General features: G+C 40.0%; 14 protein-coding genes. 7 read left to right on the top strand and 7 right to left on the bottom strand.

Annotation, left to right across the window (positions count from 1 at the left end; all coding sequences use genetic code 11):
• Nucleotides 1–14: 14 nt before the first annotated feature.
• Together OCV73_RS05310 and OCV73_RS05315 are read left to right on the top strand one after the other, a co-directional pair.
• The gene (locus tag OCV73_RS05310) at nt 15–848 is read left to right on the top strand and encodes a hypothetical protein (protein WP_147549999.1); all 834 of its coding nucleotides are present in this window, start codon (nt 15–17) and stop codon (nt 846–848) included.
• Nucleotides 849–905: 57 nt separating this feature from the next.
• Entirely contained in the window at nt 906–3,020 is a 2,115-nt protein-coding gene (locus OCV73_RS05315; protein ID WP_147550002.1) for an HD family phosphohydrolase, read from the top strand.
• A gap of 98 nt (nt 3,021–3,118) precedes the next feature.
• On the opposite strand, the gene OCV73_RS05320 is transcribed toward OCV73_RS05315, so the two are convergent.
• A complete protein-coding gene (locus OCV73_RS05320) occupies nt 3,119–4,582 on the bottom strand; it encodes an aminoacyl-histidine dipeptidase (protein ID WP_147550004.1) in 1,464 nt (487 codons plus the stop codon).
• A 163-nt stretch (nt 4,583–4,745) separates the two neighbouring features.
• Here OCV73_RS05320 and OCV73_RS05325 point away from each other — a divergent pair, with 163 nt between their 5' ends.
• From OCV73_RS05325 to OCV73_RS05340, 4 genes are all read left to right on the top strand, one after another.
• A complete protein-coding gene (locus OCV73_RS05325) occupies nt 4,746–4,958 on the top strand; it encodes a hypothetical protein (RefSeq protein WP_147550007.1) in 213 nt (70 codons plus the stop codon).
• Between the two features lie 28 nt (nt 4,959–4,986).
• Nucleotides 4,987–5,586, top strand: a complete 600-nt coding sequence (locus OCV73_RS05330; protein WP_147550010.1) for an OmpH family outer membrane protein — start codon at nt 4,987–4,989, stop codon at nt 5,584–5,586.
• Between the two features lie 198 nt (nt 5,587–5,784).
• Nucleotides 5,785–7,020: a PLP-dependent transferase gene (locus OCV73_RS05335; protein ID WP_147550013.1), complete on the top strand. Its 1,236-nt coding sequence runs from the start codon at nt 5,785–5,787 to the stop codon at nt 7,018–7,020.
• Between the two features lie 12 nt (nt 7,021–7,032).
• Nucleotides 7,033–7,620, top strand: coding sequence for a response regulator transcription factor (locus OCV73_RS05340; protein ID WP_262512881.1), 588 nt, complete (start codon nt 7,033–7,035; stop codon nt 7,618–7,620).
• An 89-nt stretch (nt 7,621–7,709) separates the two neighbouring features.
• On the opposite strand, the gene cysK is transcribed toward OCV73_RS05340, so the two are convergent.
• The 6 genes from cysK to efp form a co-directional block, all read right to left on the bottom strand.
• Nucleotides 7,710–8,657 (bottom strand): cysteine synthase A, encoded by a 948-nt coding sequence (cysK, locus tag OCV73_RS05345; protein ID WP_147550016.1) that lies wholly within the window; start codon nt 8,655–8,657, stop codon nt 7,710–7,712.
• 104 nt (nt 8,658–8,761) lie between these two features.
• Entirely contained in the window at nt 8,762–9,463 is a 702-nt protein-coding gene (radC, locus tag OCV73_RS05350) for a RadC family protein (protein WP_147550500.1), read from the bottom strand.
• A 12-nt stretch (nt 9,464–9,475) separates the two neighbouring features.
• Nucleotides 9,476–10,471, bottom strand: coding sequence for a glycosyltransferase (locus OCV73_RS05355; RefSeq protein WP_147550502.1), 996 nt, complete (start codon nt 10,469–10,471; stop codon nt 9,476–9,478).
• Nucleotides 10,472–10,565: 94 nt separating this feature from the next.
• On the bottom strand, nt 10,566–11,225 hold the full coding sequence (gene queC / locus OCV73_RS05360; RefSeq protein WP_147550019.1) for a 7-cyano-7-deazaguanine synthase QueC: 660 nt from the start codon (nt 11,223–11,225) through the stop codon (nt 10,566–10,568).
• 249 nt (nt 11,226–11,474) lie between these two features.
• On the bottom strand, nt 11,475–11,705 hold the full coding sequence (locus OCV73_RS05365; protein WP_147550022.1) for a hypothetical protein: 231 nt from the start codon (nt 11,703–11,705) through the stop codon (nt 11,475–11,477).
• A gap of 218 nt (nt 11,706–11,923) precedes the next feature.
• Nucleotides 11,924–12,487 carry an elongation factor P gene (gene efp / locus OCV73_RS05370; protein ID WP_147550025.1) on the bottom strand — a complete coding sequence of 188 codons (564 nt, stop codon included), beginning with the start codon at nt 12,485–12,487 and terminating at the stop codon, nt 11,924–11,926.
• A gap of 327 nt (nt 12,488–12,814) precedes the next feature.
• Between efp and rpmH the strand changes: the two genes are divergently transcribed.
• Nucleotides 12,815–12,967, top strand: coding sequence for a 50S ribosomal protein L34 (gene rpmH, locus OCV73_RS05375; protein WP_147550028.1), 153 nt, complete (start codon nt 12,815–12,817; stop codon nt 12,965–12,967).
• Nucleotides 12,968–12,970: the final 3 nt, after the last annotated feature.

A 12,970-nucleotide genomic window follows, 5' to 3' on the forward strand; every position in this document is an offset into this window, starting at 1 on the left:
AAAAACCAAGCATAATGAAAAAAGTTTTACATTGTATTTTATTCTGCCTCCTGTTTATCTCCTGTAAAGATGACGGAAAGAATTATCATTTAAGCGGACGCGCAGAAAAAGGCACTTTAGTAGACAACTCCATGATATTTGTCCTGGAGACCAACAGTAAATTCGCCACTACGGGAGATGTCATCAGAACCGTAACCAACAAAGGAGGAGCCTACGAATTTAATGTAAAACTGAAAGAACCTTTCGTTTCCGTCACAGCAATGGGATATTATTACAATGAAATAACAGGTAAAACTACCGAACCCACTGACGGAGATAAAGACGACACGTCGGCAGGTAAAATAACATTATACGCACTGGCCGAATTGTCTGAAGGAAGTAATATTAATCTGAATGTGATAACAACTATCACAAAAGACAGGATACTGAATCTTATTCAGACAGGAATGTCCTATGAAAGCGCTTACAAACAGGCACAGTTTGAGCTCCTGTCACACTTCGGATTACAACGATATGCCGAAAAAAATGCAAATACTTTCTCCATAACTGCCGGTAATGAAGAAGCCGGAGCCTTACTCGTTATATCTGCAGCGCTTCTGGTGAATCAGACGCCCTCTTCTTTCCAGGATTATCTGAATAAAATCTGCACCGAATTTGCAAAAAAAGGAAAACTGGCAAAATACATGATTACCGCATATGAGGCCAATTGCCAGAAATTAAATCTGAACCAACTAACTACATGGACCAAACGTTATTATAGTACACTGGGAATACCTATAGAATTACCCAATCTGGCATTATTCATCGACTGGAACGGAGACGGTGTAGCCGGAAACGAGATAAACTGAAAACAAGACCGTTCTGTTGGTATTACATAAAAAGATTTCGACAGTAAATATTAATATATGAAAGCTAAAAACCAATCTCATAAACATATATGGATATTACAGGCTCTATTCTTTATTGCGGCCGTATCGGTGCTTACCTATTTTTTCCCCCGGGAAGGAAAATTCAGGTATAATTTTCAGGAAGGAAAACCTTGGAAATACGGACTACTTACCGCATCTTTCGATTTTCCCATATATAAAAGCGATGAACGCATAGCTTACGAAAAAGATAGCTTGTTACGAAACTTCGAACCGTTCTTTTCCGCAGAAAAAGAAATAGCCAAAAGCAACATAAGCGCACTGGAAAAAACGTTGAAATCTTATCAGGAAATGCCGGTTCCCTATTACCTATATGAAAAAATCATACAATCGGTAAAAAAAATATACGACGACGGTATTGTTTCTTCCGAAGTATATGACCAGATACAAAACAATAAAATAAAATCGGTACGGATAATCGATAAAAACATTGCGAAAGAATATCCCGTACAGTCGTTCCGTTCGGCACGGAAAGCGTACGAAACCGTACTGGAAGAATTTCCCGATGTATATACCCGGCACATACTGCAATCATGCAACCTCAATGATTATCTTGCGGAAAACATGAAATATGACAGTATCACCACCAATAAGTTCAAAGAGGACCTTTTACAAAGGGTTTCGCTCTCTTCCGGCGTCGTACAGGCGGGAGAACGTATCGTTGACCGGGGAGAAATTATAACTCCGCAAACTTACCTGATCCTTAAATCACTGGAAACAGTCACCTTAAAAAAGAACACGAACAATAACTTACAAGAAAAAACAGTTATAGGACAAGTCATTGTATTTACCTGTCTCCTCCTTTTTTTCTATCTTTTCCTCGCATTGTTCCGTCCCGGAATATTCAACGACCTGCGTAAACTTGGTTTCCTGATGATGTTGATCGTTGGCATATCACTGGCAGCATTCTTCCTGGCAAAATTCCGTTTGCTGGGACTGTATCTGGTTCCTTTTGCCATAATCCCTATCGTTACGGTTACTTTTCTGGATTCCCGTGTTGCATTATACGTACACATTATCACAGTACTTATCTGTTCATTCTGCGCACCCTTTGCTCTGGAATTTATCTTTCTTCAGATAATCGCCGGAATGACGGCAATCGACAGCCTGAGCGACATGGTAAAACGCTCCCAACTGGTACGTACGGCCATATTGGTATATATTTCATACTGTATTACATACACCGGATATACCATGTTAACCGAAGGAGACCTGAATAAACTCAATCTGGATATGTTCCTTTATCTGGGAATAAATTGTATCTGCATATTATTCGCATACCTCATCATCTTCTTTTTTGAAAAAATATTCGGATTCGTATCTACCGTTACCTTAGTCGAATTATCCGATGTAAATAATCCCCTGTTAAGACAATTGTCCGAAGAATGTCCCGGAACTTTCCAGCACACCCTGCAGGTTTCCAATCTGGCTGCAGAAGCGGCAAATAAAATCGGAGCCCGTTCCCAACTGGCACGTACGGGAGCACTTTATCACGACATAGGGAAATTAAAGAATCCGGCATTTTTCACCGAGAACCAGTCCGGAGTGAACCCGCACAGTACATTACCGTTTGAACAAAGTGCCCAAATCATTATTTCCCATGTAAAAGACGGTGCTAAAATGGCCGACAAACAAATGCTACCATTACCTATCCGCGATTTCATTCTCATGCACCACGGTAGAGGTAAAGCCAAATATTTCTATAATTCATATTGCAATAAATATCCCGATAAACCGGTAGACGAAGAAAAATTCATGTACCCGGGCCCCAATCCTAACACCAAAGAAACAGGAATAGTAATGATGGCCGATTCAGTAGAAGCAGCTTCACGCAGCTTGAAAGAATATACCGAAGAATCTATTTCAAAACTGGTAAACAGCATCATTGACGGACAAGTCTCAGAAGGGCTGCTCAAACAGACTCCTCTGAGTTTTCGTGACGTGGAAATAATAAAACAAACCTTTATCGAAAAACTGAAAACCATATACCACACGCGAATAAGCTATCCCGAATTAAACTCCGACAATAAAGAAGAAAAAGAAAACGCATATAAAAGTTTTCTGGACATAGGTTCTATATTAAAAAATAAATAGGCAAATATCCTTTTAATTTTCCAATCAGATACAAAAAGGTCCCTGAGATTAATAAGTATTCTCAGAGACCTTTCTTATTAATAATGCAGAAAAGAATATTATTTCTTTTCTTCGGCCACCTTTTCCAATATACGTACCAGATGATTCCAGAATTTTTCTACTGCCGGAATATGCATCTTTTCATCAGGAGAATGTACCCCCTGCAAAGTAGGGCCAAAAGAAATCATATCCAGATGTGGATATTTTTGCAGGAACAAACCGCATTCCAGACCGGCATGGATCGCTTTAATAGCCGGAGTTACCTTATAAAGTTCTTCATAAGCTGCTACCGCTGTCTCCATAATTTTAGAATGCATATTAGGTTTCCATCCGGGATAACCGTCGCCATGCGTAGGTTTGGATTTTGCCAAAAGGAATATACTTTCTATCTGATGAGCAATATTATATTTCTCCGACTCGACAGAGCTACGTTGGCTCGTTGCAACAACGATCTCATTCTCATTCTTCATTTTTACCGAAGCCAGGTTAGTAGAGGTTTCCACCAACCCTGGAATATCACGACTCATAGCAATAACCCCGTGAGGTATGGCATATAAGGCATTAACAAGGTTCCAGGCCGTTTCATGATCGATACAAAACTCCGGTTCGTCCACCGATTCCATAGTAATCTTAACACTCGGCTCTATCCCTCTGAGTTCGTCTTCTATTACCGGAATATAGTGGTTCAGATCAGCTCTCACATCTTCTTTAGCAGCCTGATGCACTCCTATGACCGCAGTAGCCTCGCGGGGAATTGCATTCCGCAGATTTCCTCCGTCGATACTGCATAACACCATATCGTATTTTTTCATACATTGCCATAAAAAACGAGCCAGTATCTTATTCGCATTTCCCCGGCCCAAATGTATATCTCCTCCGGAGTGACCACCCAAAAGATTACTTACATCAATACGAAGATAAAAATAGTTCTCAGGAGTCATCGCACGTTGATAAGTGAATGTAGACGTAGTATCTATACCCCCGGCACACCCGATAAAGATTTCCGCCTCGTCTTCCGAGTCAAGATTTAAAAGATAATCTCCGTCAAAGAAACCCTCTTCCATTCCGAATGCACCGGTAAGACCCGTTTCCTCATCTACAGTAAATAACGCCTGTAATTTTCCGTGTTTCAAATTATCCGATGCAAGAACAGCCAGTTCAGCGGCCATCCCTATTCCGTTATCAGCCCCCAAAGTGGTTCCACGCGCTTTAACCCATTCACCGTCTATGTACGTATCGATAGGATCTTTATCAAAATCATGTTCTACACCGCCGTTCTTTTCACACACCATATCCATATGCGACTGCATGACAACAGTAGGAGCGCATTCATATCCTTCGGTAGCATCCTTGGTAATCACGACATTTCCTGTTTTGTCCACTTTTGCATCCAGTTTATGCTCCTTCGCAAAACCAAGCAGGAATTCCCTTATTTTTTCTTCCTTTTTAGAAGGCCGCGGTACTTTTGTAATAGCATCGAAATATTTCCAGATAAGTTCCGGTTTTAAATCTTTTACTTCCATAATTCTACTTTTATATTGAATTAATTAACTGCTAAACAATATATAAACGAAAAAAATTATGTTAAATATATCCGGTTATAACACATTCTTTCCAAAATAATCAGACACTTCGGTAAATATAACAGTTTCCTTTCCTATATTTGCAGTACAAATATAGTCAAAAATGTGGGAAACATTGTTTTTTACCATAGGGTTTGTTGCTATTGCAATACTACTTTTAGGTATAAAAGTTTTTTTTGTCCGGGGAGGTAAATTTCCCAATATACACATAGGTGCAAATAAAAAACTTACCGATAAAGGAATCACCTGCGCAATATCTACCGACCGGAAAGAAAGACATGAAAAACACCTGAGCGATTTAATAACTGACAAATAAAAATTAAGTAAGATAAAATCACTAAGTTATGAAAACTATTACCCATGTTATCTTTGCTGTAGCAACTGTCGCTATTGCATTGTTATTTGTTCAATGCAAATCAGAGACAAAAAGTACCGATAAAGCCGCTACCGGCACGGACAGCCCTTCGGTTACTTCCGAAAGATTGCCTATAGCATACATAGATAACGATTCGCTTCTTGCAAAATATAACTATGCCAAAGATCTATCAGAATCATTGATGAGACGAATGGAGAACGAAAACGCCAACTTCAATGAAAAAGCACGCCAATTACAAAACGATAAAATAGATTTCCAGCGGAAACTGCAGAACAATGCTTTTCTTTCCCAGGAAAGAGCAGAACAAGAAGCTCAGCGCATAGCACGCAAAGAAGCCGATCTGCAAAAACTGGGACAACAGAAAGAACAAGAACTGATGTTGGAACAACAAAAAACACTGATGGCTGTAAGTGATTCGATCAATTCCTTCATCAAAGAATATAATAAAACAAAGAAATACCAGGCAATACTCTATAAAGCCGCTACTATTTATATAGACGAGTCTTACAATATTACGGACGAAGTCGTAGATATGCTTAACAAGCGATATAATCCGGCAAAAAAATAAAAAACATATCATACAATAAAAAAACAGACTGCCTTATCCGGCAGTCTGTTTTTTTATTCATATTCCTCATATACAGTATTTTATTCGAACAGCTTGCAAATAGTATAAAAACAGAACAAATTGTTTTATTTATAAATCTATTCTTAGTAATTTTGCTACGAATAATACCGATTGCCCGGTAAAATAAAATTAAATAATATGGAAGAAATAGGTTTCGAATCAAAGATACTGCATACACCGTTCGAAAAAAAGGACGCTTATAATTCATTATCCATGCCGGTTTATTATACAGCCGCTTATGAGTTCGATACAGCCGAAGCAATGGAAGAAGCATTTTGCGGACGTACAACAGACCATGCATATTCACGTATCACCAATCCTACCGTTCAATACTTCGAAGACCGCATACAAGCCATAACAGGAGCACTAAGTGTGACAGCTTTTAATTCAGGAATGGCAGCTATCAGCAATATGCTCATGACCATAGCCTCTTCGGGATGTAATATCATAACATCACCGCATCTGTTCGGGAATACCTACTCCATGATGAAAAGTACGCTGGGCGACTTTAATGTGGAAACACGTTTCTGCGATCTCACAAATTTGAAAGAAACAGAAAATGCCATAGATGAGAATACCTGTGCTATATTTCTTGAAGTGATAACAAATCCCCAAATGGAAGTAGCCGATCTGAAAGCACTTGCATCTATCTGTCACAAAAAGGGAATCCCATTAATTGCCGACACCACTATACTCCCCTTCCATATTTTCAAGGCAAAAGACTTTGGGGTGGACATCGAAATCGTCTCCAGTACAAAATACATTTCAGGAGGCGCTACCTCACTCGGAGGACTCGTCCTCGATTATGGCACATTCGACTGGAATAAATCGAAAAAACTTTCCGGCATGTCCAAGCAATACGGAAACAAAACTTTCACGGCAAAACTGCGGAAAGAGATCCACAGGAACTTAGGTGCATATATGACTCCCCAGGCAGCCTACATGCAAACTCTCGGACTGGAAACGATGGAAGTACGGTTCAACCGGCAGGCATCTACTTGTCTTGATTTAGCCGAAAGGATAAAATCACTGGACGGAATAGAACGTGTTAATTATACAGGATTAAAAGATAATCCCTATTATAAATTAAGTACTGAACAATTCGGATCCAAGCCGGGCGCCATGTTTACATTCGACCTTACTTCCCGGGATGCCTGTTTTTCTTTCATGAACAAACTGAAATTAATACGCAGGGCAACCAATCTGTTTGACAATAAAACTCTCGCCATACATCCGGCCAGCACTATTTTCGGGACATTTACCGAAGAACAGAGAAAAAGCATGGATATCAGCCAGAAAACAATCCGCCTGTCAGTAGGTCTCGAATCGGCACATGACCTGTACAACGACATAAAACAAGCCCTTGCCCGATAATCTCTACCTGTCATGAGAACTTTCATTCTCGCCGACAATCAGGATATCACCAGAATCGGCATGTTGTCTTTCATAAACGACATGCCGGGTCTGGCAAGTAATATACTGGAAGCCAAGAATAAAAAAGAATTGACACGGCTGTTATTAGCTCACCCCGACGCTGTTATTATCCTCGACTACGTTCTTTTTGATCTGGCCGGAATAGAAGATATGATTATCATTCATGAACGTTTTCATAGAACCGATTGGATACTCATTACCTCAGAACTCACCGAAACTTTCATCCGGCACATTTATCACAACAAAGCATTTAGCATCCTGCTGAAAGAGATACAGGCAGACGAAATTAAAAGAGCCCTGTTACAATCGGTACGTTCGGAACAGTACATCTGCCGACAGATATCCAATCTCATACAATCATACAACCCGGATAAACAAAACAATAGGCAGAACCTCACACATACCGAGACCGAAATATTAAAATTAATTGCCCGGGGTTATTCTACAAAAGAAATAGCAACACAAAGAATTTCAAGCGTACACACAATCATTACCCACAAAAAAAACATATTCCGCAAACTGGAAGTAAATACGGTCTAAAAGCCGGTCTGATAGATTCCGCAGAATATTACATATAAAAGAAGCATCCTGATTCAGGATGCTCCCTCTGTATATTTATTTCAATATATTTACAAAGGATATTCTTCAAAAGCATATAATACAGTCGAAAGATAGCGCTCTCCCGTATCAGGCAAAAGCACGACAATCGTCTTACCGGCATTCTCAGGTAATTTAGCCAGTTGCAACGCTGCATATACTGCCGCTCCCGAAGAAATTCCCACCAATAAACCTTCACTTGAAGCCAACTCCCGGCTTGTACGTATGGCATCGTCATTCTCCACCCGTATGATCTCATCTACCACACTCGGATCATACGTCTTGGGAATGAACCCGGCACCTATTCCCTGTATCTTATGTGCACCGGCTTTTCCCCCTGACAATACGGGCGAGTCCGCAGGTTCTACGGCTACGATCTTCACCTGGGAATTATGCGATTTCAAACCCTTTCCTACACCGCTCACCGTACCTCCCGTACCTACTCCGGCCACAAAAATATCGACGCTTCCTTCCGTATCCCTCCATATCTCTTCGGCTGTCGTACGTACATGTACAGCCGGATTAGCCGGATTTTCAAATTGCTGTAAAATAACCGATCCAGGAGTCTTATCCCTCAACTCTTCCGCTTTAGCAATAGCCCCTTTCATTCCATCGGCTCCCGGAGTCAATATCAACTGGGCACCTAATGCTTTTAACAAATTACGGCGTTCCACACTCATGGTCTCCGGCATAGTAAGAATCAGTTTATACCCTTTACTGGCCGATACAAAAGCCAGGCCAACACCGGTATTTCCACTCGTAGGCTCTATGATGGTCGAACCGGACTTCAGAATTCCCTCAGCTTCGGCATCTTCTATCATCGCCAGGGCAATACGGTCTTTTACACTTCCTGCAGGATTAAAATATTCCAGTTTTCCCAATATACGGGCTTTAAGTCCGTTCTCCGCATTAAATTTAGAAAATTCAAGGAGAGGGGTATTACCTACCAGATCAGTCAGTTTTTTTGCGATTTTAGACATAGCCATACTTTTTTAAATTGAACTTTTTGTTAAGAATAGGACAAAAATAACAGGCTTTTTGTTCCGGATAAATACCACATATATGGTATTTTTAATAACAACCGTCACAAACGACCTTCGTCCGCATAACTGTAATAATCATCCTCACATACGATAATGTGGTCGGTAAGTGTCATTTCCAGCAAAGAAGCAGCTTCTTTGATACGAGTAGTCAGGAGGTCGTCCGAAGAACTGGGACGCGAATTATTAGAAGGATGATTATGACACAGTATCATACCCGTAGCCAACTGTTGTATAGCCGGTTTCATTACCAGTTTCACATCCACAATGGTCGATGCCGTTCCACCTTGGCTGATATGTAATATATCAATAATCCGGTTGGCCCTGTTCAGCAGTATCACCTTAAACACTTCATATGGCAAATCTATCAGCCCTCCTCGCACAAGTTTATATGCATCTTCACTGCATGTAATACGGGGACGATCCGGCACCCCGTCTTCTTTCCTTCGCCTTCCCAGCTCGAGAGCAGCCATAATAGTAATAGCCTTTGCCGGCCCTATCCCTTTAAAATTATTTACAAAATCGTCCAGATTATATTTTCCCAGATTACTCAGATTATTCCCCGCAGAATTCAAAATACGTTGTGAAAGTTCGACTGCCGTTTCATCCTTATTGCCCGATCCTATAAGAATTGCCAAAAGTTCCGCCGAGCTCAAAGCACTTATTCCCCTCAGCATCATTTTTTCGCGAGGACGATCCTCCAACGGCAAATCGGTGATACTCAATTTAATATTATTGTTTTCCATATCCATAAACCGTCATTTTCCTTTCCGTATTTGTATCTCTTCCGCTTCGTTACGTCCACGGCCTAATATCACTTTTAGAAAAAGAGCTTTCAAAAAACCCAAACCATATCCGCCCAACTGTATCACACTGGTTACAACAGACAAAGCGGCAATTTTTATATTCTTGTTCAGTATCCAGGACACGAAAAAAATAGCAAACAGATACAGAAGCAAAGGCAACAAAGCATACGGACAGAAAAACGCACCTATGATCATAACCAAAGACCCCACAACAAATACGGACGGTAACAGATGTACGATTTTTAATGAATCCGGATATAACAAATACAAAGATATCCGGGACATTCCGAATACATATATCTGTCGGCAAAAGAGTTTCAGGTTCGTTCTGCGTTTATGATATACATAGGCCGGACGAATCAAACGAATTGAAAACTGCGCCCGCTTTATCCGGGTACTCATATCAATATCCTCACTGAACATCTCTCTGAAACCTCCTACCTTCTCATATACTTTCCGGGAGAAGCCCATATTGAACGTACGGGGAGTAAATTTTTCCAACTGCATTTTCCCACCGCGGATTCCTCCGGTCGTAAGAAAAGAAGTCATGGAATAATTAATCGCCTTTTGAACATCGGTGAAGGATTCGTGTGCCGCATCCGGACCGCCGAAACAATCGACATAAGACTTATCCAGTTCGTTTTTAACGGTCTCAAAATAAACGGGAGGAATCACACAATCGGAGTCGAAAAAAATAAAATATTCACCCCTCGCCCGCTCTATACCGTAATTCCGGGCAATACTTCGTCCCTCGTTTTCTTTATAATAATACTGGATTTCCATCTGTGACTTATATTTTTCCACAGCCTTGTCACATAAAACGGTAGAACCGTCTTCTACCAATACGACTTCAAAGTCTTTGGAAGTCTGTCCACTCAAACTTTCCAAGAAATCCTGTACCTCGTCGGGACGATTGTATACAGGAACGATAACCGAAAAATAAGGCATAGTTTCTCTCTTCATGTGTTATGACACAAAGATAACGGATTTTCACAGAAACAAAAGAATAGATATATACTATTTTAACATCCGAAAAAACAGCCTATTTTCTGCGGTCCAGATACGATTCAAGACCCTTGCGGCGTAGTTTACAGGCCGGACAATGACCGCATCCGTCTCCCGGTATACCGTTATAACACGTTAGCGTTTCATTGCGTATCAGATCAAAAACGCCCAGTTCATCCGACAACTGCCATACTTGTTCTTTATCTCTCCACATAAGAGGTGTATGGATGACAAATTGAGTATCCATAGCAAGATTCAAAGAAACATTAAGAGAGCGGATAAAAGTATCCCTGCAATCGGGATAACCGCTGAAATCGGCTTCGGAAACTCCGGTCACTAAATGTTTGATACCCCGGTTATAGGCAATAACAGCAGCAAAAGAAAGAAATATCATATTACGGCCCGGGACAAACGTATTCGGAAAACTATTCGCAGGCTTGTCCTCATCCATCTTTATCGCATCATCTGTTAAAGAGCAATGCGCCAGTTGACCCAACAAGGACATATCCAGGGCCTCCCATGGCACGCCGGCTTTACCGGCTATTGTACGGGCGACTTCTACCTCCCTGTTGTGTTTCTGTCCATAAAAAAAACTAACGGCCTGAACCGACTTGAATTTACTCAAGGCCCAGTACAGGCATGTTGTAGAGTCCTGACCGCCTGAAAAGCACACCAGGGCTGATTCTTCTCTCTCCATTTTCCGAATTATTTAAATTAATATACAGGGAGTATATTCCAGGGCCAGACAAACGTTTCTTGTTTTTTACGTGGTAGCAAGCACACGGAAAGATTTCCCTTTCTGGTTACAAAGATATATATTTCAAGAAAACTTCTTTGAAGAATAACATATAAAACAAACGATAGAACTTAATCAATGAACAAAATATAAAAATCCGCTATCAGGAAAAAAGCTCTTTCTTTCCTGATAGCGGAACTCGTGACGATTTTAATCATGTCCCTGGGTTTTCACTATTTTGTTATATACCCCCATAATTAAAAGCGGTGCAGCCCATTGTCCTACAAACAAGGCAGCATGCTTCTTTCCAAAACATTTCAACGTTAATGAAGCCAGCATCGAAGCCACTGCTACAGTCAAATATACACCGGAAGGAACTTTAGATGTTTGTTCCTCAATCACGACAGTTAGTTTTCCTTCTTTAAGATTATCTACAGCCATAATATATTATTTTAGATGAATAAAAACATTTTGCTTTTCATCATTAAAACATTCAGTCTGTACTTATGTCCTGTGATTTATATATTTTCCATAATACTCAAGAATCATCTACATTACTTTATTTATATATTTACACTTCTGATAAAAATATTAAAGGGATGTTCTTTTCCGGAACATCCCTTTAATACAAAAGTTATGACTGTAAACTTATATTGAGTTTATTTTACACGTTCAACATACGAACCGTCACGGGTGTCGATCTTTACTTTATCACCCGTTTCAATAAATAAAGGAACACGAACCTCCGCACCGGTTTCTACGGTGGCAGGTTTCAATGTATTGGTAGCCGTATCCCCTTTCATACCCGGTTCGGTATAAGTAACCTCGAGAACAACGTTCACAGGCATTTCACAAGTAAGAATAGTTTCGGTAGCAGCATGTACCTGCGCTTCACATATATCGCCTTCTTTCAAGAATTGAACGCCCTCGATACTTTCACCCGGAATAGATATCTGATCATAAGTCTCGGTATTCATAAAATTATAGCCCATATCGTCTTTATATAAATACTGGTAAGGACGACGTTCTATACGTACTTCTTCCACCTTAACACCGGAATTCCATGTCTTATCGAGAATTCGTCCCGTTACGACATTTTTCAGTTTCGTACGTACGAAAGCCGGACCTTTCCCTGGTTTTACATGAAGAAATTCTACAATAAAATAGTAGGTACCGTCAATATCAAGACACATACCATTTTTGAAATCTGCAGTAGTTGCCATAAAATATTTTTTATTATTTGATTATTATTTAAATGCAAATGTTTGAATCCCACCAAAATGAGATGTTTATATTCTTAACAATAAGGCTCGGCAAAGGTAATAAAAAATGACATAGTTTAAAAACCGGAAAAACAAAAATAACGGCAAAAACGAATATTATTACAAAAGTTCTGTTTCCGCAGATTCTTTTACCATAAACTTTTATCTTTTCTTATAGGTCCTACTGTAAAAAGTTTCACCGAAAAATCGGGCAACTCTTTGTTTATTAAAAAAAAGTCTCTATTTTTGCAGTCCGAAAAATGAATAATAACGATAAAATATACGGCAATGAAAAGAACATTTCAACCCTCAAACAAGAAAAGAATTAACAAACACGGTTTTCGTTTAAGAATGTCTACAGCTAACGGTCGCCGGGTACTGGCAAGCCGTCGTGCAAAAGGCAGGGCAAAATTAAGCGTATCTGACGAAGTTCACGCATAAGAT

The organism is Barnesiella propionica, assembly GCF_025567045.1.
Taxonomy (GTDB): Bacteria; Bacteroidota; Bacteroidia; order Bacteroidales; family Barnesiellaceae; genus Barnesiella_B; species Barnesiella_B propionica.